The organism is Clostridium sp. CM042 (assembly GCF_055080995.1).
Genome location: NZ_CM143646.1, coordinates 247092 through 273577, shown reverse-complemented (window position 1 = coordinate 273577; position 26486 = coordinate 247092). Strand labels below are relative to the sequence as shown.

24 protein-coding genes are annotated in these 26486 nt (G+C 30.8%); all 24 read right to left on the bottom strand.

Going from position 1 to position 26486, the window contains the following annotated elements; genetic code table 11:
• Positions 1 to 549: 549 nt before the first annotated feature.
• The 24 genes from uvsE to rimP all read right to left on the bottom strand — a co-directional run bounded on the left by uvsE (position 550) and on the right by rimP (position 26298).
• On the bottom strand, positions 550 to 1794 hold the full coding sequence (uvsE, locus tag ACWJJ7_RS01395; RefSeq protein ID WP_462963598.1) for a UV DNA damage repair endonuclease UvsE: 1245 nt from the start codon (positions 1792 to 1794) through the stop codon (positions 550 to 552).
• Positions 1795 to 2017: 223 nt separating this feature from the next.
• The gene (locus ACWJJ7_RS01390) at positions 2018 to 2995 is read right to left on the bottom strand and encodes a tyrosine-type recombinase/integrase (protein WP_462963597.1); all 978 of its coding nucleotides are present in this window, start codon (positions 2993 to 2995) and stop codon (positions 2018 to 2020) included.
• 92 nt (positions 2996 to 3087) lie between these two features.
• Positions 3088 to 3348 (bottom strand): HPr family phosphocarrier protein, encoded by a 261-nt coding sequence (locus ACWJJ7_RS01385; protein ID WP_462963596.1) that lies wholly within the window; start codon positions 3346 to 3348, stop codon positions 3088 to 3090.
• Between the two features lie 106 nt (positions 3349 to 3454).
• Positions 3455 to 4645 (bottom strand): pyridoxal phosphate-dependent aminotransferase, encoded by a 1191-nt coding sequence (locus ACWJJ7_RS01380; RefSeq protein WP_462963595.1) that lies wholly within the window; start codon positions 4643 to 4645, stop codon positions 3455 to 3457.
• A 243-nt stretch (positions 4646 to 4888) separates the two neighbouring features.
• A complete protein-coding gene (rny, locus tag ACWJJ7_RS01375; RefSeq protein WP_462964908.1) occupies positions 4889 to 6424 on the bottom strand; it encodes a ribonuclease Y in 1536 nt (511 codons plus the stop codon).
• Between the two features lie 324 nt (positions 6425 to 6748).
• Positions 6749 to 7804 carry a recombinase RecA gene (gene recA / locus ACWJJ7_RS01370; RefSeq protein WP_462963594.1) on the bottom strand — a complete coding sequence of 352 codons (1056 nt, stop codon included), beginning with the start codon at positions 7802 to 7804 and terminating at the stop codon, positions 6749 to 6751.
• A 163-nt stretch (positions 7805 to 7967) separates the two neighbouring features.
• Positions 7968 to 8513, bottom strand: coding sequence for a CDP-diacylglycerol--glycerol-3-phosphate 3-phosphatidyltransferase (pgsA, locus tag ACWJJ7_RS01365; protein WP_462963593.1), 546 nt, complete (start codon positions 8511 to 8513; stop codon positions 7968 to 7970).
• Positions 8497 to 9834, bottom strand: coding sequence for a 30S ribosomal protein S12 methylthiotransferase RimO (gene rimO, locus ACWJJ7_RS01360; protein WP_462963592.1), 1338 nt, complete (start codon positions 9832 to 9834; stop codon positions 8497 to 8499). Before rimO ends, pgsA begins: the two co-directional genes overlap by 17 nt.
• 185 nt (positions 9835 to 10019) lie before the next feature.
• Positions 10020 to 12335 carry an FtsK/SpoIIIE family DNA translocase gene (locus ACWJJ7_RS01355; RefSeq protein ID WP_462963591.1) on the bottom strand — a complete coding sequence of 772 codons (2316 nt, stop codon included), beginning with the start codon at positions 12333 to 12335 and terminating at the stop codon, positions 10020 to 10022.
• Between the two features lie 186 nt (positions 12336 to 12521).
• Positions 12522 to 13223: a ClpP family protease gene (locus ACWJJ7_RS01350; RefSeq protein WP_462963590.1), complete on the bottom strand. Its 702-nt coding sequence runs from the start codon at positions 13221 to 13223 to the stop codon at positions 12522 to 12524.
• A 56-nt stretch (positions 13224 to 13279) separates the two neighbouring features.
• A complete protein-coding gene (gene dapG / locus ACWJJ7_RS01345) occupies positions 13280 to 14470 on the bottom strand; it encodes an aspartate kinase (RefSeq protein WP_462963589.1) in 1191 nt (396 codons plus the stop codon).
• A 15-nt stretch (positions 14471 to 14485) separates the two neighbouring features.
• The gene (locus ACWJJ7_RS01340; protein WP_462963588.1) at positions 14486 to 14761 is read right to left on the bottom strand and encodes a YlmC/YmxH family sporulation protein; all 276 of its coding nucleotides are present in this window, start codon (positions 14759 to 14761) and stop codon (positions 14486 to 14488) included.
• An 85-nt stretch (positions 14762 to 14846) separates the two neighbouring features.
• On the bottom strand, positions 14847 to 16121 hold the full coding sequence (locus tag ACWJJ7_RS01335; RefSeq protein WP_462963587.1) for a M16 family metallopeptidase: 1275 nt from the start codon (positions 16119 to 16121) through the stop codon (positions 14847 to 14849).
• 95 nt (positions 16122 to 16216) lie between these two features.
• The gene (locus ACWJJ7_RS01330; protein ID WP_462963586.1) at positions 16217 to 18334 is read right to left on the bottom strand and encodes a polyribonucleotide nucleotidyltransferase; all 2118 of its coding nucleotides are present in this window, start codon (positions 18332 to 18334) and stop codon (positions 16217 to 16219) included.
• A gap of 92 nt (positions 18335 to 18426) precedes the next feature.
• Complete coding sequence (gene rpsO, locus ACWJJ7_RS01325) at positions 18427 to 18690, bottom strand: 30S ribosomal protein S15 (RefSeq protein ID WP_462963585.1); 264 nt, start codon at positions 18688 to 18690, stop codon at positions 18427 to 18429.
• Between the two features lie 139 nt (positions 18691 to 18829).
• Complete coding sequence (locus ACWJJ7_RS01320; protein ID WP_462963584.1) at positions 18830 to 19753, bottom strand: bifunctional riboflavin kinase/FAD synthetase; 924 nt, start codon at positions 19751 to 19753, stop codon at positions 18830 to 18832.
• A gap of 12 nt (positions 19754 to 19765) precedes the next feature.
• Positions 19766 to 20635, bottom strand: a complete 870-nt coding sequence (truB, locus tag ACWJJ7_RS01315) for a tRNA pseudouridine(55) synthase TruB (protein ID WP_462963583.1) — start codon at positions 20633 to 20635, stop codon at positions 19766 to 19768.
• Positions 20632 to 21594 carry a DHH family phosphoesterase gene (locus tag ACWJJ7_RS01310; RefSeq protein WP_462964907.1) on the bottom strand — a complete coding sequence of 321 codons (963 nt, stop codon included), beginning with the start codon at positions 21592 to 21594 and terminating at the stop codon, positions 20632 to 20634. The genes truB and ACWJJ7_RS01310 overlap by 4 nt, the downstream gene beginning before the upstream one ends.
• Positions 21584 to 21991 (bottom strand): 30S ribosome-binding factor RbfA, encoded by a 408-nt coding sequence (rbfA, locus tag ACWJJ7_RS01305; protein ID WP_462963582.1) that lies wholly within the window; start codon positions 21989 to 21991, stop codon positions 21584 to 21586. The genes ACWJJ7_RS01310 and rbfA overlap by 11 nt, the downstream gene beginning before the upstream one ends.
• 20 nt (positions 21992 to 22011) lie before the next feature.
• Positions 22012 to 24087 carry a translation initiation factor IF-2 gene (gene infB / locus ACWJJ7_RS01300; RefSeq protein ID WP_462963581.1) on the bottom strand — a complete coding sequence of 692 codons (2076 nt, stop codon included), beginning with the start codon at positions 24085 to 24087 and terminating at the stop codon, positions 22012 to 22014.
• A gap of 23 nt (positions 24088 to 24110) precedes the next feature.
• Entirely contained in the window at positions 24111 to 24425 is a 315-nt protein-coding gene (locus ACWJJ7_RS01295) for a ribosomal L7Ae/L30e/S12e/Gadd45 family protein (protein WP_462964906.1), read from the bottom strand.
• Positions 24415 to 24699: an RNase P modulator RnpM gene (gene rnpM / locus ACWJJ7_RS01290; protein ID WP_462963580.1), complete on the bottom strand. Its 285-nt coding sequence runs from the start codon at positions 24697 to 24699 to the stop codon at positions 24415 to 24417. Before rnpM ends, ACWJJ7_RS01295 begins: the two co-directional genes overlap by 11 nt.
• 11 nt (positions 24700 to 24710) lie before the next feature.
• Positions 24711 to 25823, bottom strand: a complete 1113-nt coding sequence (nusA, locus tag ACWJJ7_RS01285) for a transcription termination factor NusA (protein WP_462963579.1) — start codon at positions 25821 to 25823, stop codon at positions 24711 to 24713.
• A 13-nt stretch (positions 25824 to 25836) separates the two neighbouring features.
• Positions 25837 to 26298, bottom strand: coding sequence for a ribosome maturation factor RimP (gene rimP, locus ACWJJ7_RS01280; RefSeq protein ID WP_462963578.1), 462 nt, complete (start codon positions 26296 to 26298; stop codon positions 25837 to 25839).
• Positions 26299 to 26486 lie beyond the last annotated feature (188 nt).

Here is a 26486-nt window from a genome sequence, read left to right as displayed (position 1 = left end):
TAATATCAGTTTACATAATTGTAAATATGTAACTGAAGTTTCGATTATACACCCCATTCGTAAAAAACGGAAAAAAAGTTGGATCCGGTGTACTTTGATGTAAATTTGCATCAATATAAGAAAAATCTACTGCTAATATAAATAAAAATAATGACATTATTGCCCCTATTCCTATAACTGAAATAAAATCAGTAGTTTTATTCTCTTGAATTTTCAACAGCATTCCTAAACCAACAAGAAGTATAGATGCAAATATTGTTATTATATAACTCTTTCCGAATATACCATTGCAATTGAAAATGAGGGACTGTAAATATCCATTGCAACGATTTACATAATTGGGTGTAAAATAGGCTACATGATAGATGCAACATATAATGTATGGATGAATTATTATATCTCTATAAAATTGAAGGATAAATTATAATTTCTAGTTTATATTTTAATTCAGAAATTTTATAATCCTAGTTTATTCAAACAAATTCTTGATATAAAAAATTGCAAATAAAAAAACACCATATGGTGTTTTTTTATTTGCAACAATCTTTATTAATAATGGAAATAATAGGAATTAAGTATATATTCGGCGTTATACCTAACACTTAATTTTTTCAAATAAAGCTTAACCTTTTCTTTATGCTCCATATCTAAAAGGAGTTTCTTAAAATGAGTTAGTTCTTTATCCGAAGCAGCATTTTCAACATATCCCCAAACATGCTCTGCAGTATTTACAAAACTTCGATTCTCTACATCAAAATTTATTATTTCATCCGTATACTGATAGAATCCCTCAATACTGCAATTCTCTTTTACCAATTTACTACACTCTTTATAATATTTATAATTTCTTTCCATTAATACATATTTATATTTAGCCCACTGCTTTTCTATAATTCCAGCGTTTGATTTCTTATCCCTGTTATTAATTATAAGATTGCATTTTATAGCCGAAATATCTTTGTCTTTTACCTCTAGCATAATATCAATATTAAAGTTTTTAACTTCCTCGTAATATTTTAGAAAGTCTTTAACTAATATAGTATTTGAATGAGCTCCTATCTGTTTATGTAAATTTTGCTGACTATAATGGATTTTTAGATTGCCATCTTTTTCTTTCCATGTTTTAGCTACCTTATTTAGTATCTCTTTTATAGGCACATCTTCACCATGATTACACTCATGGTGAAGATTATCAAATATTACTGGTATATTAATTGACTTGCTCACAAGAAGCACGTCATCAATATTAAATATTTTTCCATCATTTTCAATTACGAGCCTATTCTTTACTGAAGATGATAATCTTTCGAAATTTTCAATAAACCTATTCATAGCAGCACTTTTATCACCATAACCGCCACCAATATGTAGTATTATCTTATTGCTTGAATCCACATCTAATGAATCAAGGAATCTAGCGTGGTATTCCAAATCTTTAATTGCTTTTACTACAATCTCTTCTTTTTCTGCATTGAGTACTGTGTACTGACCTGGATGCATAGAAACTCTCATGCCACATTTTTTTATATATTCGCCTATTTCATTTAATTCATTTTGAAAATGTTTACGCCATGGAATTTCATTAATACTGTGGCTTCCTAATGGAACTATATCTGAACTTATTCTGAATAACTTTATGTTATACTTTTCATTATTCTCTAATATTTCTCTTAGATCTATTAAATTTTGCCCTAATATTTCTAAAAACATTTCTTCTGAAAAGTTTTTCAGCGTTAATCTTCTATTTGTTCTTGCATTTGTTGTAAGTGGTATGCATGCATATCCGATTTTCATATTTACCTCCTATTAATTAATGTTTTATAACAAAATTTCCTTGCTTATTTAAAATCCCCTACTTATTACATGTTTAAACCACCGTCATGCCTTCTTAAAGGTACGAACCCAAGTGAAAGGTATAATTACAGCCTAATGTTTTCAGCTATCCCTATAGCCATATTTTTCATTATTTTCAATAACCGTATTTTCAATATACGCTAACCCTTTCCGATACCTCAATTTAAAATACATCAATTAAATCTCCAGCATTATTTTTCAACTTGTCTACTGAATGAATATACCTATTAGTAGTTGCTAAATTTTTGTGTGCCGCAAAATCCCTAACCTTCTCTACCGTAGCCCCTGCTAAAATTGCTAATGTAATTGCTGTATGTCTAGTAGAATGAACTCGTAAATCTTTATCTATACCTGCATTTTTGCATACTCTTTTTATCATGTAATTTAAAGTGCTTGCATCTAATTTTTCTTTATTATTTCCATTAGTTGAATGGCCAATAAATAAATACTCCTCGCCACTAGATAACCTATTTCTTTTAGTCAACCTAATATATTCATTTATCATAGTAAGAACGTTTCCTTGAATTTTTACTATATCCTCTTTACCGCCTTTTCTTATTACTTTTACTACATCATAACCTGTGTGCGTTGTAATATGCTTTATCTTAATATTGATAATCTCAGATTTTCTTAAAGCAGTTGTTAAAGCAAGTACTAATATAGTTTTATTTCTATGTCCTAATATAGTGGATGTATCTATACTATTTAATAAGACTTTACACTCCTCTTTTGTTAAAAACTCAGTTTCCTTATTATTTATCACTGGTTTTTCTTCTTTTAAATTTCCAAAAGGATTATATTTAATTATATGAATACCTGTAGAATTATCTTGATATTTTAATAACCACTTATAGAGAGCACTCAATGATGATATTTTCCTATTTATAGTAGCAGAGGACATATTTTTATCCATTAATTTCATTATAAAATTTTGTGAATGTAGCATAGATACCTTTTTAATATCTTCTATAGTGATATCATAAATAGAACTCACACAAAAAAAATCTTTTATATCTCGTTCATAGCTTTTAGCAGTATATTTACTTTTCCTAGACTTAATTTCAAGAAAATACCATATAAAATTTTTATTTTCTAAAGTCAAATCTGAATTGTAGTTGAATTCTGTAAGATTGTTTATCATATGTATTCTCCTTTAATATTTTTTAAATTTCTATACATTTTAAAAAGCTGCAAACAGTAAGTTAGCAGCTTTTTAAAATATACAGGCTATAATTATTCTTCTAAAGTATTAATTAGGTTTACTATTTCTTCTAAAGCTAATTTTTCATCATCACCATTAGCTATAACGTTTACAGTTGTACTAGGACCGACGCCTAGGGATAAAATGCCTATTAAACTCTTAATATTAGCTTTTTTTCCCATATACTCTATACCTATATCTGATTTAAAAGAAGCAGCTTTTCTTACTAATAATGTAGCTGGTCTAGCATGCAATCCTTTAGAATTACTAACGAGAACTTCCTTTGTTACCAATTCGCTTCACCTCAATACTTTCTTTAATATTGCATGCGCTAATATAAAATATGTTATATATTAACTCATGCTATTATAATATCATTAAAAATCATGTAAATCAATTTTAAATATTTTCAACAAACCTTGCTATTCTATCAAGTCCATTTTTTATATTTTCCATAGAAGTAGCATAAGATAACCTTATAAAATTATCTACTCCAAATGCTATACCCGGTATAACAGCAACTTTTTCTTTTTCAAGTAAAAAATCTGAAAAAGCAATCGAATCTTTTATAACTTTTCCGTCGATTGATTTATTTAAAACATCACCTATATTCACCATAACATAAAAAGCGCCTTCAGGTTTTATACAGGATAAATTGTTAATGCTGTTTATTTTTTCCACCATGTAATCTCTTCTTAGTTTAAATTGTCCAATCATTTTACTTATATCCTCTTGATTTCCATTTAAAGCTTCAACTGATGCATATTGTGCAATTGAATTGGGATTCGATGTAGTATGACTTTGAATATTAGACATTAACGACACTATTTCCGTGCTGCCAGCCGCATATCCTATTCTCCATCCTGTCATAGCATAAGCTTTAGAAACACCATTGATTACGATAGTTCTTCTGTAAGCATCCTCTGACATACTTGCTATACTAACATGGTCATTACCTCCATACAAAAGTTTTTCATAAATTTCATCTGATATTATGATTAAGTTATTAATTTTTGCAAAATCAGCAATTTCCATAAGTTCTTCCTTTGAATATACTGTTCCTGTAGGATTATTGGGACTATTTAATATTATTGCTTTAGATTTAGACGTTAATGCTCTATTAAGGCTCTCAATTGTTAATTTAAATTTATTAATTTCTTCTGTTTCTATATAGATAGGTTCTCCATCTGCTAATTTAACCAATTCTGGATAACTAACCCAATATGGAATTCCAATTAAAACTTCATCTCCCGGATTTAAAATAGCTTGAAATACATTAGCTAAGCATTGTTTTGCTCCAGCTGAAACTATAATCTGAGCCGGTGTATAAGTTAAGTTGTTTTCTCTCTTTAATTTTCCAATTACTGCCTCTTTCAGTTCAATAATACCTGAAGCAGCTGTATACCTTGTCATTCCTTCTTTAATTGCTTTTATAGCCGCTTCTTGAATGTTTTTGGGTGTATCAAAATCAGGTTCACCAGCACCAAATCCTATGACATCTATGCCCTCAGCCTTCATTTTTTTCGCCTTTGCAGTTATATCTAGTGTTAAAGATGTTGTTATTTGCTTTGCTTTTTTAGATAATACCATTTTTCTTACCCCCAATACTTATATTAATTTAAATGACACAATTCATTTATTAACTTCATTTATTAAGAAAATTAATTACATAATTCTTATTCTACTAATATATCACTTTTTTTTTGTGATGTAAATGGAGCAAATTTATTTCATATTACATACTTTTCTAAATAATATGTAATATGAAATAAAAAAACCCTCTTAGGGTTTAGAATTATTCTAAATCTCAAGAGGATTTAATCTTATGTTAGTTTATTTAGCATAGTCAATAGCTCGTGTTTCTCTAATTACATTTACTTTAATTTGACCAGGATATTCTAGTTCATTTTCAATCCTTTTAACTAGATTTCTTGCCATTTCAACAGCACCTGCATCATCAATTATTTCTGGTTTGATCATAATTCTAACTTCTCTTCCAGCTTGAATAGCATATGATTTTTCTACACCTTCATAAGAATTTGCAATTTCTTCTAATTTTTCCAACCTTTTAATATAAGCTTCTAAAGTTTCTCTTCTTGCACCTGGTCTTGCCGCTGATATAGCATCTGCCGCTTGAACTAGTATTGCTTCAAGGGATTGTAACTCAACGTCACCATGATGCGCTGCAATAGCATTTACTACAATAGAAGACTCATGGTGTTTTTTAGCTATTTCTGAACCTATAAGCGCATGTGGACCTTCAACTTCATGGTCTACAGCTTTACCTATATCATGAAGTAAACCACATCTCTTAGCGAGTGTTGGGTCAATTCCAAGTTCAGATGCCATAAGTCCAGCTAAATATGAAACCTCTATAGAATGCTTCAATACATTTTGACCATAACTAGTTCTGTATTTAAGCCTCCCAAGTAGCCTGATAATTTCCGAATGAAGTCCATGCACTCCTGTTTCAAAAGTTGCTTGTTCTCCTTCTTCTTTTATGTCGCTATCAACTTCTTTTTTAGCTTTTTCTACCATTTCTTCAATTCTAGCAGGATGAATTCTTCCATCCACTATTAGCTTCTCAAGTGCTATTCTAGCAACTTCACGCCTTATCGGATCAAATGCTGAAAGAATTACTGCTTCAGGTGTATCATCTATTATTAAATCTACTCCTGTAAGTGTTTCTAGAGTTCGAATATTTCTACCCTCTCTACCTATTATTCTTCCTTTCATTTCATCATTAGGAAGAGAAACCACATGAACTGTTGTTTCTGCTACATGATCGGCTGCACATCTTTGAATAGCATAAGTAATAATTTCTCTTGCTTTTTTATCAGCTTCTTCTTTTGCCTTAGATTCAATTTCCTTAATCATAATTGCAGCATCGTGTTTAATTTCTTTTTTAATTTCATCTAATAAAACTTGTTTTGCCTCATCAGATGTTAAACCTGATAATCTTTCTAATTCTCCTCTTTGCTTTGTGTATAAATCTTGTACACTTGCCTCTACCATTTCAATTTCTTGTTGTTTTTTATTAAGATTTTCTTCTTTTCTCTCCAGCACATCACTTTTTTTATCTAATGATTCTTCTCTTTGAATATTTCTTCTTTCTAACCTTTGAACTTCATTACGTCTTTCTCTTGATTCTTTTTCTAAATCAGTTCTAAGTCTGTGAACCTCTTCTTTGGCTTCTAAAATAGCTTCTTTCTTTCTTGATTCAGCATCTTTTGCACTTTCGTCAAGAATTCTTTTAGCTTCTTTTTCAGCCTCGAAAATATTTGCTTGAGATATATTTTTTCTAATATAAATTACAACACAAATACCTACTAAAACAACAACCAAAATAGCACAAACTACTATGAGCATTGTTTGACTTTTAGTATCCATTGATTATCAACACCTCCTTTGCTTATTTCAAATCTATTTAAGAGTAAACATGAAAGCTAGAAAAGGTGCTCTATTTATTCAATTGGTAGCAATTTAAATATGCTAAACCAGTATTTGTATTTATTTTATATTACTTTTCAGTTAATGTCAAGATTTTAACATTTAAATAGGCCCTTTATTTTTACTATTATATAGTAGTTATGATAAACTTTAGCATATTGCAATATAGAATTCATATGCCTGATACCATAATAATATTCTTTAATTATAAGTTAAAGAAAAAAAGCAAGTAAAAACTTGCTTTTATGCTTCTTTTTTACTTGCTTCTTTTTTACTAACTTCTTTTTTACTAATCTCTGAATTCTTGTATAATGGTAGATTATGTTTTGCTCTAATTTTGTTTTCTATCTCTAACATAACCAAAGGGTTTTCTTTAAAATATTGTTTTGAATTTTCTCTTCCCTGTCCAAGTCGTATATCTCCATATGAGAACCATGCTCCACTTTTTTGTACAATTTCTTCTACAACTCCTATATCTAGAACATCTCCCTCTCGAGATATGCCGTGACCATACATAATATCAAATTCAGTTTTCTTAAATGGGGGAGCTACTTTGTTTTTAACTATTTTTATTCTTGTTCGATTACCCATAAATTCATCGCCTTGTTTAATTGTATCTATTTTTCTAATATCTAGTCTAACAGATGCATAAAATTTCAATGCTCTACCACCAGGGGTTACTTCTGGGTTACCAAACATTACTCCTACTTTTTCTCTTAATTGATTTATAAATACAAGAACACATTGTGATTTATTTATAGAACCAGCAAGTTTTCTTAAAGCTTGAGACATAAGTCTTGCTTGGAGTCCTACATGAGAGTCTCCCATTTCGCCTTCAATTTCAGCTTTAGGCACTAAAGCTGCTACTGAATCCACGACGATAACATCTATAGCCCCAGAGCGAACTAAAGCCTCTGTAATCTCTAACGCCTGTTCACCGGTGTCTGGTTGTGAGACTATTAAATTTTCTATCTCTATTCCTAGTGCTTTAGCATATTCAGGGTCTAAAGCATTCTCTGCATCTATAAATGCTGCTGTACCACCATTTTTTTGAGCTTCTGCAACTATATGAAGTGCAACTGTAGTTTTACCTGAAGATTCTGGTCCAAAAACTTCTATTATTCTTCCTCTAGGTACACCACCTATGCCTAGGCCTATATCAAGTCCTAAACAACCAGTGGAAATAGCCTCTATATTTAACTTACTATTTTCTCCGAGTTTCATTACAGAACCTTTTCCAAATTGTTTTTCTATTTGACCCATAGCTACTTCTAGCGCTTTTAATTTTTCATTATTCATAAATTTCCCCTGCGGGTTCACCATCCTTTTATCGACGAACATTTGTTCTAAGTTAAGTATACACCATTTATTTTATATGGTCAACATGCAAAGCAAAATTTTACATTTTCATTTACTATAGAAATCCTTTTATTTGTATTATTAACAAACTCTAATAATTTAATCACTTATCAACTCTAATTGTACCTTTGTTTTTTACAAAATAGTCAACACCAGATATTATTGTGATAATTACTGCAGCTGCCATGAAAATATTAGTTAACATATTTAATATTGTATTTGCGTAAGATAAATTTATCAGAGCCGTAATTATAGCTACTATTTGAATAACGGTTTTCAGTTTTCCCCATTTACTAGCCGCAATTACTTTTCCATCTGAAGCAGCTATTGTTCGAAGTCCTGAAACTGCAAATTCTCTAGCAATTATAATCATAGCTATCCAACTAGGCACAATCTGAAGCTCAACTAATGAAACAAGTGCAGCAGTTACTAAAAGTTTATCTGCTAGAGGATCCATAAATTTTCCGAAATTAGTTATTTGATTTCTGCTTCTAGCTACATAGCCATCCAACTTATCTGTGAGAGAGGCTACTATAAAAACAATTGTAGCCAGTTCTCTTCCATAAGGTATTCCTTTAACTGCCATAAATATTAAAAATATAGGTACTAAAAAAATTCGAATCATCGTAAGTTTATTTGCAAGATTCATAGCACACAACTCCTATTAAATCATATTCTAATGCTTTGGTAACCCTTACTGTAACGAATTCTCCCTTAGTATAAACTTTGTCAGATTCAAAGAAAATAGTTCCATCAACTTCTGGCGCCATTTCATAACTTCTACCAAAATAAGTTTTACCATTAAATCCTTCCACTAAAACTTTGTAAATTTTATCTATTTTTTTACTATTTATATCTTTTGATATACTTTGTTGCACAATCATTAATTCTTCTTCACGTTTTTCTTTTATTACTTCTGGAATTTGATTTTTCATCTCTGCAGCTGCAGTACCATCTTCCATTGAGTATTTGAACACTCCCAATTTTTCAAATTTAATTTCCTTAATAAATTGTTTTAATTCTTCAAAATTTCCTTCCGTTTCTCCTGGAAATCCAACTATTAATGTAGTTCTAAGGGTTAGACCCTTAATACTCTTCCTCATCTTATTTATGTTTTCTGTTATGACATTTTTTCTTCCTTTCCTTTTCATGGATTTAAGAAGATCATCACTTATATGTTGGATTGGTATATCTACATATTTGCAAACTTTATCATTTAAAGAAATTTCATTAATAATATCATCAGTCATTTCTTCTGCATAGCAGTAAAGTACTCTAATCCATTCAATCCCACTTATTTTAGAAATTTTGCTTATTAACTTATGTAGGTTTTTTTCACCATACAAATCTATACCGTATCTAGTGGTGTCTTGAGCAACTAAAATAATCTCCTTGCAACCATGTTCACTTAAAGCCTTAGCCTCTTGTATTATGTTCTCCATCTTTCTGCTTCTATACTTCCCTCTAATATTAGGTATTGCGCAATATGCACAAGCATTATCACACCCTTCAGAAATTCTAATATAAGCAGAGTATGTTCCTGTAGTTAATACTCTTTGTCCTTCATTAATATTATCATCACTATAAGTGCAATGTTGTACTTTAATATTTTTTAAAAGAACCTCTTCTATACTGCTTAGTAACTTGTCATAATCGTTAACACCGAGCATTATATCAAGTTCTGGCATCAATTCAATCAGATCCGCCCCATAACGCTGAGTAAGGCAACCCGTTGCAATTAATACTGAACATTTATATTCCTCTTTGTATTTTGACATTTCTAGAATAGTGTCTATTGATTCTTGTTTTGACGATTCTATGAATCCACAAGTATTCACTAAAATTACATCTGCTAGTTTAGGATCATTTGTCATATCATATTTCTCACTTAAACTGCTTATTACAATCTCACTATCAATTCTATTTTTATCACAGCCTAAATTTATAACTCCAACTTTTAATTTTTCCACCAGTCATCCTCCTTGTTTATCAACCTGAGTAACTCCTATTTACCAAATATCATACTACTTGTTTGACTTTGCACGTAAATAATAGTCAACAATTTTTATCTTCCTACTTTTGTACCCATAAATTATTGTAAATGTGATTTGCAAATTAAACAAGGGTATTTACAATTATTCTTACAAATTTTTTTTTATTGTTCCTTTAACTCACTATCACTTAATAATATTTCCCTAGGTTTGCTTCCATTTCTACCTGAAATAATCCCTCGTTCCTCCATTTGTTCAATAATTCTTGCTGCCCTATTATACCCTATTTTCAGCTTGCGTTGCAATAATGAAGTGGAGGCTTGTCCATTTTCAACTACTATTCTTATTGCTTCATTTAATAATTCATCAATATCATTATCGGTACTTTTATTATTTGAACTACTCTCTATTTCATCTATTATTTCTTTTTCATAGTTTACTTCTGTCGTCTGATTTTTTATAAAATCGACAACTCGTTCAACTTCTTCTTCTGATACAAAAGCCCCCTGTATTCTAAATGGTTTAGCCTCTCCAACCGGATAAAAAAGCATATCACCTTTCCCAAGTAATTTCTCTGCACCAGAGGAATCCAAAATTGTTCTTGAATCTATTTGACTCGAAACTGCAAAAGATATTCTTGAAGGTATATTGGCTTTTATTACACCTGTAATAACATCAACTGATGGTCTCTGCGTCGCAATTACTAAATGCATTCCTGCCGCTCTTGCCATTTGCGCAAGTCTTCCAATATATTCCTCTACATCATTAGCACAAACCGTCATTAAATCTGCTAACTCATCAATTATAATAACAATCCACGGTAATTTATTTTCAACAATGCCTTTATTAACTAATTCATTATATCCTTCTATACTTCGCACATTGTTTTCAGCAAAACTCTTGTATCTTCTTGACATTTCGTTTACAGCCCAATTTAAAGCCCCTGCAGATTTTTTTGGATCTGTTACAACTGGTATTAATAGATGAGGTATCCCATTATAAATATTTAATTCAACAACTTTAGGGTCAATTAATAATAGCTTAACCTCCTCTGGAGAATATTTATAAAGTAAACTTATTATTAATGAATTTATACAAACACTTTTTCCAGATCCTGTAGCCCCTGCTACCAACAAATGTGGCATTTTTGTTAAATCCGAAACAACACAGTTACCGCCTATATCTTTTCCTAAACTAAAGGATAAATTTTTGTTTGAAGCCGAAAATTCATTGGATTCTATTACCTCTCTTAAGTATACTGCGCTTAACTCTTTGTTTGGCACTTCAATGCCCACAGCGGCCTTACCAGGTATAGGAGCTTCAATCCTTACCCCAGAAGAAGCTAAATTCAGTGCAATATCATCTGCTAAATTCACAATTTTACTCACCTTAACACCAGCATTTGGTTGAAGCTCAAACCTTGTCACTGAAGGTCCTTTTGTAACTTGAATAACTTTTGCTTCAACTCCAAAGCTACTTAGTGTCTCTTGTAGCTTATTGGCACTATTAAGCAATTCTTTTTTATCATTTTTATTCATTTTAGAAGTGTTATTTTCATTTAATAAATCTACAGTGGGATATTCATATTTATAGTTTGGCTTTGAATTTGCACTATTTAATTGAATTTCTTTCTCCAACTCTTGGTTGATAGCATTGTCTATATGACTTTCTTTTGAACCACGTGCATTGTCATTCCTAACATTACTAACAGTTTCTTCTTTATTTAACCCTTCCGCGTCGGTAGCAATTTCATTTGATTTTATAAAATCGATTATTTTAATTTTATTGCTAATATCTTTAATAAATTTATTTTTCTCTCCATTTGGAACTATTAATTCTTCTTGCTTATCATTATTCTCTATATATAAATCCTTACTATCATTTTTAATTGCAGTCTTTTTATTAATAAATTTATCCTTTAAATAAAAAAAGACATCATTGAGCGATACGTTTAATATTAAAATTAAGCATATAACGTAAATAGCAATAAAAATTATATAGCTACCCGCAGTTCCAAATAGTGTATGTAATGGTACATCAATTGAATAACTAATAATCCCACCATGTAGGACACTTTCTGAATTGTATATCTTATTTATTCCGAGAAAAAAATCTCCTTTAGTGTAATACTTATTTAAAGATAACATTTGTATAAATAACAGTGTATTTATTATAAAAAGTATTATTCCACAAAACTTCTTACTAAAATTTATCTTACCTTTCTTAACGATTTTGCATATGCCAATAAATATTATAAGGAACGGCGAAAGATATGCACCCACCCCTAAGATTGCAAAAAGCACATGATTAATCAGATTACCTATCATACCTGATATGGAATTAGAATTTGAACTCATAGTTGAGAATATACTTAATAAAATTAATATGCCTATTGTTATTAAAACAATTCCATAAATTTCAATATTAGCATCTACATTACTTGCAACTTTAGATTTAGCTTTAGTTTTTTTCCTAGCCAAAGTATCACCTCCATCCTTATTATTTCTACAAAATCTAGAAATCTCCTCTAACTTTCAATAGATTTATAAATGAATCTTAAACTAGTTATATAAAAAAACATTTATTAGATTATATTTATCATAGTAACAAATCATTAAAAATAGACATAAACAGGCAATTTTGACCTATCTATATCTAAGTTACTTTTAATCTATCATTTCGTTTAATTTTGATAATGCCTCACTAATGCCACCAACCTCGTCTATTAACCCATTATCAACTGCTTGTTTTCCTATAAGTATAGTACCCATATCATTTAAAAGCTCATCAGTTTGAAGCATTAATCTATTTACCGTTTCCTTATCGATCTTAGAGGTTCTAATAATAAATTCTGTTATTCTTTCTTGCATTTTATTAAAATATTCAAAAGTTTGCGGTACCCCTATTATTAGACCATTCATTCTTATAGGATGAATTATCATAGTTGCAGACGGGGAAATGAATGAGTACTTAGCAGCTGTTGCCAGTGGTATACCTATTGAATGGCCACCACCTACTACAAGCGATACAGTTGGTTTACTAACGCTTCTAATCATCTCTGCTATTGCAAGACCCGCTTCCACATCTCCTCCTACGGTATTTAGAACTATAAGAATACCTTTTACTTTTTCATCCCTCTCCATAGCGATTAACTCTGGAATAACATGTTCATACTTAGTAGCTTTTGTTTGAGGAGACAACATCATGTGCCCTTCTATTTGACCTATAATAGACAAAACTTGAATTTTATCGTCTTGGGTTGGGACATTAGTCGTTCCCAGTTCTTTAATATTTTCAACCTGTTCATTTGCATTTTTTTTAATGCCTTCTTTTTCCTTCTCTTGTTTGTTTCCTTCAGTTTTCAACATTTTCATTCCTCCTAATCCATTTTATTTTGTGCATTAAGAGAAACTATATACATTTTTTATCCTAAATTAAATTCCCTGTGTAGTGCATTAATTGCTTTTTCAACATATCCCGTTTCTACAAGACACCATATAGTCATATTAGAATCTGCTGTTTGCAATACTTCAATATTTTCTCTAGTTAATACCTTAAGTATTCTCGCCATTACACCAGGAATGCCTCTCATTTTTGAACCTATAATTGAAAGTTTACTACAATCCTTCACAAAAGAATAGGACATGTTAAGGTCTTTTATTAAATCAGCAAATTTAGTAAAGTCATTTTCATCAATAGTAAATATTTTTTCCTTAGGAAAAACATTTATAAGATCTATACTTATAAGGTTTTCAGCTAAAATATCAAATATATCATCATAGCTAGCACCTGAATTTTCACATATTTTTATTTGAATTCTATTATTCATATGCGTAATACCTGTAATTATATTTTCATAACCTTCATTTCCCAAATTACTAATTACTGTTCCATCGCAATCATTCATAGTGTTTTTTATTACTAATGGTATATTATACTTTCTAGATATTTCAACTGCCCTTGGGTGTATAACATTTGCTCCTTGATCTGCAAATTGAAATATTTCATCATAACTTATTTTTTTTATTAAAGTTGCTTCGGAAACTATTCTTGGATCCGCTGTCATAATCCCATCTACATCAGTGTATATTTGAGTCTGGGCGGCTTTAAGCGCTGCACCTAGTATTGCAGCAGTAACGTCACTTCCGCCTCTCCCAATAGTCGTAACATAGCCCTTTTCATCCCTACCTTGAAATCCTGCTACTACAGGGGTTTTCCCTTTTTGTAAAATATCCAATATTTTTTTTGTGTCCACATTAAGTATTGCTGCATTGTTATAATTAGAATCTGTGATTATACCTGCTTGTCCACCAGTTAAAGGCACAGCATTAATTCCACTATTATTTAATTCGCTACACATTATTACAGTGCTTATAGTTTCACCACAACTCATTAGCAAATCTATTGCTAATGGATTTGCGACTTTGAAATTATCATCTACCAAAGATAACAGTGTGTCTGTAGCGTAAGGCTCGCCTTTTCTTCCCATTGCAGATACTACTACCACAGGAAAATATCCTTGAACCTTTGCATTTAAAACTTTGTTTACTACAAGCTTTCGTTTTTCCTCTGTTGAAACCGATGTACCTCCAAACTTTTGCACTAATATCTTCATTTCTGTCCTCCAAAATTATATATGAGATTTTTTTAAAAATTCATTATCAACATCAATTATTATAGTTCTGGAACCAATTTTTTTAACATATTCCCAAGGCACTTCAATGATATCATTATTTTTAAAAAAACTAAATTTAGAGCTTCCCTCATTTATAATTAAAAATTTTAAAAGCCCATTCTCATCAATAACTACATCATTATTACCTAAATTGCTATATTTGTCACCATCATTGATGTTAATAATTTCATATCTTTCCATTTCACTATATAGTTTTATATCATCTTCCATATAATCATCTCCTTAACAGCTCTCATAAAATACTATGAAATCTGTTAAGGATTTATGCATAATTTCTATACCTTTATAGATAAATTTACTTATCTATAGAAATAATATTACCTTTAAAAACCTTTTTAAGCATTTCTTTTTCTTTTCCTACATATGCAGAATTTATTATACCTTTTTTAAAAGTCTTTTCTATGACAGAATTTACCCTTGTCATATCTATTTCATCGATTTTTCGCAATACGTCTTCTGGCGTATTAATTTTGTTCATAAACATTACTGATCTCCCATTACTAAACATTCTGCTGCTTGTGCTTTCGAGCCCTAGGATATAACTACCCTTTAACTGCTCTTTAGCTTTACTTAACGTTTCATTGTCAATTCCGAGTTCAGCGAATTTACTAACCTCTTCTTTTATTGCATTAATGGCAACTTCCACGTTCATTGGACTGAGTCCCGCATAAATGTTTACAACTCCTGTGTTTTTAAACATAGATAAATAACAGTAGATTGAATAGCACACACCTAGCTCTTCACGGATTTTTTGAAACAATCTTGAGGATGCCCCTCCTCCTAATATATTGCTTAGTAAGATTAACGTGTATGTATCATCATTTCCAAGATCTACACCAGGTATTCCTAGACTCACATGGAATTGCTCAATATCTTTTTTTCTGAAATAATGTTGATTTAATATTTCAGGGCTACTATATTTAGTAATCTTTTTGTCTTTACAACACCATTTACCAAAATATTTTTCAACAAGACTTTCTATCCTTTTCATGTCAAATTTACCTGAAATAGATATTACCGAGTTTTCCGGTATATAATGCGAGTCTATATAATCTACTATCATTTTTCTACTAAAAGATTTTACAGTATCAATGGTTCCTAAAATCGGTAGCGAAATAGAATCTGTATTCCAAATTGCTTTTGTGTGTAAATCTGATAAAACATCTTCTGGTGAATCTTCGCTCATATTTATTTCTTCAACAATTACGCCTTTTTCCTTCTCAATATCATCTTCTGATAAATTACTATTGAAAATCATATCTGAAAGAATATCTAAAGATAGTTCTAAATGAGTGTCTAATGCTTTTATATAAAAACATGTAGCTTCCCTACCTGTAAAGGCATTTATTTGACCACCAACATCTTCAATCGCTTCAGCAATCTGTTTTGCAGTTCTCCCACAGGTTCCTTTAAAAAGCATATGCTCAATAAAATGTGATATCCCACTGCTAGTTATATTTTCATTTCTTGAACCATTTTCTACCCAGAAGCCTACACTAACAGAATTTACATATTCAATATTTTCCACTACAACTCTTAACCCATTATCTAACTTAAACAAATTATACATATGCGCCTCTCCTTAATGAGAATTTATATTTACTATGTGCATATTAGGGCAATATTATTTAAAAAAAATAAAAAGGCATCTAAGCCCTTCTATTATTATTCTTTGTCTTTGTCTTTGTCTTCATTTTCGCTATCTTTCATAGCATCTCTTCTCGAAAGATTTACTCTTCCTTGATTATCTATTTCCATTACTTTTACTAATATTTCATCACCAACTGAAACTATATCTTCTACTTTATTTACTCTTGTAAAATCAAGTTTAGAAATATGCACTAGGCCTTCTTTATTAGGAAGTATTTCAACAAAAGCTCCAAAAGCAGCAATTTTTGTTACTTTTCCTAAGTATATTTCTCCCACTTTAACAGATTTAGTTAGTTCTTCAATAATTTTCACTGCTTTATTGGCACTAACACTGTCGCTCGACATAATTACAATTTTTCCATCGTCATTAGTATCTATTTTAACGCCGGTTTCTGCTATAATTTTCTTTATAGTTGCTCCGCCTTTACCTATTACGTCTCTAATCTTGTCTGGTGCTACATTTAGCACATACATTCTAGGCGCATAAAGTGACATTTCACTTCTTGGCTGCGGTATACATTCGTTCATTTTTTCTATTATATGAAGTCTAGCTTTTTTGGCATCTATAATTGCAGTTTTAATGCAATAATTAGATAATCCATGAAGCTTTGTATCAACTTGTATAGCTGTAATACCTTTAACAGTTCCAGCTACTTTAAAGTCCATATCTCCAAAGAAATCTTCTATACCTTGAATATCCGTTAATACTTTTTCTTTAGATAAGTCAGCGTTTGTAATTAGTCCCATTGCAATACCCGCAGCTGGTCTTTTAATAGGAACCCCTGCATCTAATAGTGCTAAAATACTTGCACTTACACTAGCTTGAGATGTTGAACCATTAGAACTTAATACTTCTGACACCACGCGAATAGCATATGGAAATTCTTCTATAGATGGTAAAAGTGGTTCTACTGCTTTTTCTGATAGTGCACCATGACCAATTTCGCGTCTTCCAGGTCCACGCATTGGTTTAGTTTCTCCTACGCTGTAAGCTGGGAAATTATAGTGATGCATGTATCTTTTAGTATCTTCATTACCTATTCCGTCTAGTATCTGGGCTTCTTTTAATGCTCCGAGTGTTGCAACTCCCATTACTTGAGTAAGTCCTCTTGTAAAAAGACCTGTTCCATGAGTTCTTGGAAGTATTCCTACTTCACAACTTATTGGTCTAACTTCATCAAAAGCTCTTCCATCTGGTCTTCTATTTTCATTTAACATCATATTTCTAACTATTTCTTTTTGAATATTATAAAAAACTTCACCGATATCTGATTTTTTATCTGCGTATTTTTCATTAAATTCAGCACTTATTTTTTCTTTAATTTCATCCACTTTTGTGTTTCTCTCATCTTTATCCATTATGTACATTGCTGTTTTTGTCATATCAAATGAAAATTCTCTTACTTCACTTTGGAGAGTTTCATCTATTTTATTTAATAAAGGTATAACTTTTTTCTTTCCAAACTTAGCTACAGCGTCTTCTTGGAAAGCTACAATTTTCTTACATGCTTCAAAAGCAAAATCAATTGCATCTATCATTACATCTTCAGGTATTTCGTCTCCATTTGCTTCTATCATTGTTACATTATCTTTTGTTGCACAAACCGTAAGTTTCATAGAACTATCATTTTGCTCTTCTACAGTAGGACTTAATATAAATTTACCATCAATTAAGCCCACTGAAACAGTTGCAACAGCATCAGTAAAAGGTATACTTGATAGACATAATGCCAGTGATGCTCCATTCATAGCAAGTATCTCAGGTGAATTATCTTGTTCAACTGACAGTACTGTACAAACAATTTGCACATCATTTTTATAGCCTTTAGGAAATAATGGTCTTAATGGCCTATCAATACCTCTTGCTGTTAGAATTGCTCTTTCTGACGGTCTTGCTTCTCTCTTTATAAATCCCCCTGGAATTTTACCAACGGCATAAAGTCTTTCTTCATATTCTACACTTAATGGAAAGAAATCAATACCATCCCTTGGTTTTTCTGATGCATTTGCATTAATTAAAACTACTGTTTCTCCATAACTCATGACTATTGCACAGTTTGATAGCATTCCAACTTTACCATATTCAACTTTAAGATTTCTACCTGCTACAGTAGTTTCTATAATATGAATCATATATTTGTCTCCCTTCAATTTGCACTAACAATATTAACAATTGTATATATTTCCCCTAATCTAAAATAATAGAGCGGCTAAGCCGCTCTGAATTATTTTCTTAGTCCGAGTTCTGCAAGAATTGCACGATATCTTTCAATATCTTGGTTCTTTAAGTAACCGATCATACCTTTTCTTTGTCCAACCATCATTAATAGACCTCTTCTTGAATGGTGATCTTTTTTATGAATTTTCAAATGTTCATTTAACTCTTGAATTCTTTCAGTAAGTAGTGCGATTTGCACTTCTGGAGAACCTGTATCTCCTTCATGTCTTGCATGTTTTAACATTATTTCTTGTTTTTTAGCTTTTTGCATTTTACAACACCTCCGAATATAATCCCCATATTCCAAGTACACCGTTGGTGATTCGGTGAACTTAGCATAAGGTTCAAATCAATTATAACAAACTAAGATTAAATTGTAAATTAATTTTTACATCTTAACACTTATTTTTCTATTTTTCTATTTTTTGATTTATTGCATATTCCTTATCCTTTAATAGTTGCTCTTTTAATTCATCAATAGCATTAAATTTAACTTCATCTCTTATTCTGTTTATAAAATGAATCTTAACTATTTCATTATAAATTATCTTATCAAAGTTCAAAATATGCGTTTCTACTGATAGCTTGCCACCTTCTACAGTAGGATTGTACCCTATGTTGGTTATAGCTCTGTAAAAGTTATTATCGTACTCAGCTAAAGTATAGTACACCCCTCCCTTAGGAAGGATATATTCTTTATTGTAATTTAAATTTACAGTTGGAAATCCGATAGTTCTCCCAAGTTGTTTTCCCTTAATTACTTTTCCAATAATAGTGTGCGGTCGTCCTAAAAGCTCATTTGCTTTAGTGATATTACCCTCCGCTATGAGATGACGTATTTTTGAACTACTTACAATTTCATGGTTAATACTAACGGCTTCACAGACATATAGTTTATATCCTAATATAGCACTATATGTTTTAAGCATTTCTACATCACCTAAATTTTTATATCCAAATCTATAATTAAAACCAACAACTATTCCCTTTGCATTATAAAACTTCACCATATTTTTTATGAACTCTTCTGGAGTTATCTTCATAAAATCTTTATTAAAATTAACTAAGTTAACAATATCAATACCAGTGTTTTTTAATAAATTTATTTTGGTGTTATTATCCATTATTAACTTTGGACAAATTTCTTTGTTAATAATGGACAATGGATGATTTTTAAAGGTACAAATCATACTTTTAGCATTATTTTCTTTTGCTAATACTACTGTACTATTTACAAGAGACATATGCCCTAAATGGATGCCGTCAAAACTTCCTAAAGCAATGCACGTTGGGTATTTAAGTTTTGTTTTAAAATTATCTTTTATAACTAACATTTTACTATACTCCTATATAAATGACTTTATTAGCTTAACACAATCATTGCTTCTATGCGCAATTCCAATAAAGTCATTATCATTATTATATATATTATATATAATATCAACTTCAAATTTGCAAGTTAGTGCTTTATCCTTTACTACAACACCATTTAATAAGAATTTAACAAATCTATCTTCTATGGTGATTTTAGTATTATTTTGGAAAATCTTTTCTATAGGCATAATATGTTTATTTATGTTTTCTTCATTTAAATCTTCAATATTTATAGCATCTTCAATATGAAATGGTCCTGTAGCAATTCTTTGTAAATTCCACATCATACCACCACATTTTAATAGTTGTCCAATATCATAACACAGACTTCTAATATATGTACCCTTAGAGCATTTCACTCTAAACTTTACGTAAGGTGTTTTAATGTCAATAATATCTATGCCATAAATTACTAAAGCCCTTGCTTCTCTCTCTATTTCTATTCCAGCCCTTGCTAATTCATAAAGTTTTTTTCCATTAACCTTTAGAGCTGAGTACATAGGAGGAATTTGTTTTATTTCACCTATAAATGAATTAATAGCGCGAGTAATTTCCTCGCAGTCTACATTAACTTCACTTTCACTTAGAATCTTACCTTCTCTATCATAAGTATCTGTAATAACTCCCAACTTTAATTCAACTTCATAAATCTTAAAGTCGCCCATTATATAGTCAATAGCCTTTGTTGCTTTTCCGATACAAACAGGTAAAACCCCGCTAGCCTCAGGATCTAGAGTGCCAGCGTGGCCTACTTTTTTTACATTGCTGATTTTTTTTATTTTACGTACTACATCAAAAGAAGTAATTCCCGTAGGTTTAAATACATTTAATATACCGTTCATTTCATCAACTCTTTTTCTAAAATTTCTATTAATTTAACTTTAATATCATCAAAATTTGCTTCTGCATAAAACCCTGAAGCTCTAATATGACCTCCACCGCTAAAACCTTCTGCAATTTTACTAACATCTACTAAAGACTTAGATCTTAAACTTACTTTAACACCATTCTCAGCTTCTTTTATAAGAATAGTAACTTCAACGGTATCTATTGAATCACCAAAAGTAATAACATCTGATGTATCTGAGGATACCAAATTGATTTTTTCAAGTACATTTTTAGATATATACATAATACAGACCTTACCATTGAGTTCTACTGTCATATCACTAATAATTTCTCCACAAAATTTTATCTTTTCAAATTTCTTATTTTCAAAAATAATTCTATGTATATTACTAAAATCTATACCTGTATTGATAAGTTCACCAGCGATACCATGAGTCACTGCTGTGGTACTCGAATGTCTAAAGCTGCCTGTATCTGTAAGTAAGGAAGTATACAAACATGCACCTATTTCTTTGTCTAATTCTACATGGAGAAGTCTAAGAACTTCGTGTACAATTTCTCCCACTGCAGAAGCTTTTGTATCAACAAAATTTAAATCTCCATATAAATCATTAGATAAATGGTGATCCATATTAATTAATTCAAACTTTCTGTTTTGCATACATAAATTAGCATTAATTCTTTTAAAATCACCACAATCCAACACTATTACACACTCCGTATCCTTTAACGGCTGACTTGTTTCACCATTAATTTCGTCAGAGCAAGGCAAAAATAAGAAAGTTTGCGAAATAGCTTCTTTTGAAATTATATATACTTCCTTATTTAATTTTCTAAGACCAATAAGCAACGCTAATGCGCTACCAATTGAATCACCATCTGGCGAAGTATGAAAAGTTATAGCAATTTTTTTAAATAACTTTACTTTGGCAACAATGTCATTAATCTTCACTGTTATCTTCTTCGTTGCCATTTCCCTCATTTATTTCTTCCTGATTATTTCCTTTTTGTTTTATTTGATTAAAAATACCTTCTAAATGTATTGCACGTTCTATAGTCTCATCTACCTCTATAATAACCTGTGGAACATGTCTTAACTTAACATGACTCCCTATTTCTTTTCTAATGAGGCTAGTTGAACTTTTAAGTGCTTGAAGTGTTTCTTTCTTAGCATTTTTGTCACCAAATATACTAACATAAATTTTTGTATAGCTTAGGTCTTTTGTTGTGTCTACTTTCGTTACACTTACCATAGCACTTAATCTTGGATCCTTTATTTTGTTTTGAATTGTATTGCTTACGTCTTTTTTAATTTCTTCATTTATTCTACCATTTCTATAACTAACCATACAATTCACTACTCCTTATACTATATTAATTTTGGTTTTACTTCTTCCATTATGAATGCTTCAATAATGTCGCCTTCTTTAATATCATTGAATTTTTCTACACTTAATCCACATTCAAATCCAGCAGCTACCTCTTTTGCATCATCTTTAAATCTTTTTAAGGAAGCTAAAGTTGATTCAGTAATTACTATTCCATTTCTAAGTACTCGTACACTACTATTTCTCGTGATTTTACCGTTCAATACATAAGACCCTGCTATTGTTCCTACATTTGAAACTTTATATATTTGTCTTATTTCAACTCTACCTAAGACAACTTCTTTATATACAGGATCGAGCATTCCAACCATTGCATCTTTTATATCATCAAGAGCGTCATAAATTATTCTATATGTTTTAATTTCTACATTTTCTTTCTCTCCAATTAAGGAAGCATTATTATCTGGTCTTACATTAAACCCTATAATTATTGCATTTGAAGCTGCTGCAAGTACAACATCTGTTTCTGTAATAGCGCCAACTCCAGAATGGATAACCCTTACTTTAACATTATCAGTAGATAATTTTTCGAGAGATTGTCTTACAGCCTCTACAGACCCTTGAACATCAGCTTTAACAATTACACAAAGTTCTTTAACAGATCCTTCTTGTATTTGGCTATATAGGTTTTCCATGGAAACTCTATTACTAGATTCAAAATGTTCTTCTCTTAAATTTGTTTTCCTAGTTTCGGCCATATTTCTTGCAGTTTTCTCATCTTTAACTACATTAAATCTATCTCCAGCTGCTGGAACTTCAGATAATCCAAGTATTTCCACTGGTATAGAAGGTCCTGCAGTCTTTATTTTGTTACCCTTATCATCAAACATTGCTCTTATTCTTCCATAAGTTGAACCAACTATTATAGAATCTCCAGCATTTAGTGTACCATTTTGCACGAGTAAAGTAGCAAGTGGACCTCTACCTTTGTCAAGTTTAGCTTCTATTACAGTTCCCTTTGCGAGTCTACTAGGATTTGCTTTTAGTTCTGACATTTCTGCTGTAATCACTACCATTTCAAGCAAAGTATCTATACCCTCTTTAGTATGAGCTGATACTGGAACACAAATTGTGTCTCCGCCCCAATCTTCTGCTACAAGTCCATGTTCTGTTAATTCTTGCTTAACTCTATCAACATTAGCTCCTGGCCTATCTATCTTGTTTATAGCTACTATCATTGGCACCTTAGCAGCTTTACAGTGATTTATAGCTTCTTTAGTCTGTGGCATAATACCATCATCTGCAGCTACAACAAGTATAACTATATCTGTTATTTGGGCACCTCTTGCCCTCATTGCTGTAAAAGCTTCGTGACCAGGTGTATCTAAAAATGTAATTTTTTCACCATTAACATCTACAGTATATGCACCTATATGTTGTGTTATTCCACCCGCTTCTGTTTCTGTAACCTTAGCTTTCCTAATGCAGTCAAGTAGTGATGTCTTGCCGTGGTCAACATGACCCATAACTGTAACAACCGCTGGTTTTTTATCTGTATCTATTTCAACCTCAACATTTTCGAAGTCTTCATCATCAGCAATTTTTCCTTCTTCTTCATCTTTTAGTACAGCAAGTGCACCATATTTTTCTATTACTTTTTCAGCTGTAGCAAAATCAATTTCTTGGTTCATTCCAGCCATAACACCTATAAAAATAAGTTGTTTTATTACTTCAACATAAGGTCTCTTTAACGTATCAGCTAAGTCTTTAACTGTAATAGTACTTTTGATTACTACAACTTCATCATCTATTGCTTCAACAGTATTGTTTCCGCTTCCTAATTCGTCTCTACCTTTTCTACCTCTTTTTCTAATAACAACTTTATTAGCATCTTCATTAGCTAAGTTTTCATAGTGTTCTACTGTTTCATTTTTATTATCCTTAAGTCCTGAATTTTCATCACTATAAAGTTCCTTTATTAACTCAGCATCTTCTTCCTCAATCACACTCATATGATTTTTGGCCTTTATACTAAACTCTTCTAATAGTACATTAATTAATTCTTTACTTGACACTTCTAACTCTTTTGCTAATTCATATATTCTGACTTTTGCCAAATCATTCACCCCCGAAATTTAATTTATTCATCATTTTCATTCCATAAGCTTAATAGCTTATTACTCATTTTTTTATCGTTTACGCACAAAACATTGATTTCTGATCTGCCTAAGCACTTGCCTAAAGTCTCATTGGATATTCCTTCTATAAGAGGTATAACCCTTTTGATAGCTAATTTTTTAAATTTATCTTTAGTATTGGTAGCGCTCTCCTCTGACAAAATTATAAGGGTTCCTCTCCCGTGTGATAGTGCATCTTCACATTGGTTGTAACCTTCAATAAGTTTGCCTGCCTTTTTAGTTAAACCCAAAAATCGGAAAAATTTATTATCCATGATTTACCTCATTCTCATAATTTATCTTATCTCTTAGTTTACCATAAATTTCTTCACTTATTTTTCCACCTAAGTTTCGCTCTAATCTTTTTGTCTTAAAAGATTTTTCAAAGCATTCTATATTCTTACAAATATATGCACCTCTACCTGGCTTTTTCCCTGTTAAATCTATAGAAATTTCGCCTTCTTTACTATGAACTATGCGTAATAATTCTTTTTTGCATTTCATTTCCATACAACCTGTGCACATGCGCTGAGGTATTTTTTTAACTTTCATAAAGCTATCACCTACTCTTCAGTAATGGTTTCAATTACTTTATTTTCATTTTCAATATCTTCAACATCTTCCATGTTATATTGGGCTTGTGTTCTACTTTTTATGTCAATTTTCCAACCTGTTAATCTCGCTGCCAATCTAACATTTTGACCTTCTTTTCCAATAGCTAATGATAATTGATTATCTTCCACTATTACTTTTGCAGATTTAGAAACTTCTTCAACTACTACATTCAATACTTTTGCAGGGCTTAACGCGTTTGATATATACTCTTCAGATTTCTTGCTCCACTTAATAATATCAATTTTTTCATTTCTTAATTCATTAACTATGTTTTGAACTCTGATACCTTTTGGCCCAACACAAGCTCCCATAGCATCAACATCCTCATCGTTTGAATATACCGCAATCTTAGTTCTTGATCCTGCTTCTCTTGAAATACTTTTTATTTCAACAACTCCACCAAAAACTTCTGGTACCTCTAATTCAAATAATCGTTTTACAAGCCCTGGATGAGTTCTTGATACTCCTACTTGAGCACCTTTAGTAGTATTTTTAACCTCAACAATATATAATTTCAACTTTTCATTAAAATTATATTCCTCGCCAGGCATTTGCTCATTAGCTCCAAGCACAGCTTCAATTTTACCTAAATCTATAAACACGTTTCCTCTATCTTTTCTTATAACACTTCCTGTAATAATATCAAATTCTTTGGCTATAAATTCATTGTAAATTATATTTCTTTCAGCCTCTTTAATTCTTTGAATAACCACTTGTTTTGCAGCTTGTGCAGCTATTCTTCCAAATTTTCTTGGGGTAACTTCAATATCAACAGTATCATCAATTTGATATTTAGGGCTATATTCTTTAGCTCCTTCTAGTGATATTTCATTGGCATCCTCAAATACTTCTTCTACAACTGTTTTTTGACCATAAATATGTATTTCACCTGTTTCTCTATCCATTGACACTTTTACACTTTGGTTACTATTAGATAGAGTAGCAAAATTCTTCTTATATGCTGCAACTAATGCGTCCTCAATAGTTTCAAAAAGTAAATCTTCACTGATTCCCTTTTGTTCTACAATTTCTCTCAATGCTTCAATAAATTCCTGATTCATTTTAACTTCCTCCTTACAGCACCGGTTTCAAACTCACAATGGAAATCTTTTCTTTCGGAATAGATATATTATTCCCATCATACTGAATTTCTATTTGTACATCCGAAAATCCTAATAAATTGCCTTCAAATTTTTTCGTTCCCTCATATAGACTATTTAAATTAACTAGTACGTTCTGGCCTATATATTTTTTTAGATGATTGTCATCATATAAAATTCTCTCAATTCCTGGAGAGGAGACTTCTAAACAGTAACTATCAGTTATTGGATCTTCTACATCTAATATTTCACTTACGGCTCTACTTGTTTTTTCACAATCTTCTAAAGATATCCCATTAGAACTATCTATATAAATTCTCAAGAAATTTTCTCCTGATTCTTTTACATACTCCAAATGATATAATTCGCAATTATTTTTTTCTGCTATTGGTTGAATTATTTTTCTAAGTTTTTGCAACAAGGTATCATTTTTCATTTTAACACCCTCCTTTTATTAATATTTTCTACAATTATTAACATAATTAATCGTAATATTATAATTAAAACGCAACCATGAGTTGCGTTTCAATAAATAGAGAGTAGGACGAGCCTACTCTCTTACAGTAAAATTACCAACGGTAACTAATATATATTATTCTATCATATAAAATTTGCTATTTCAAG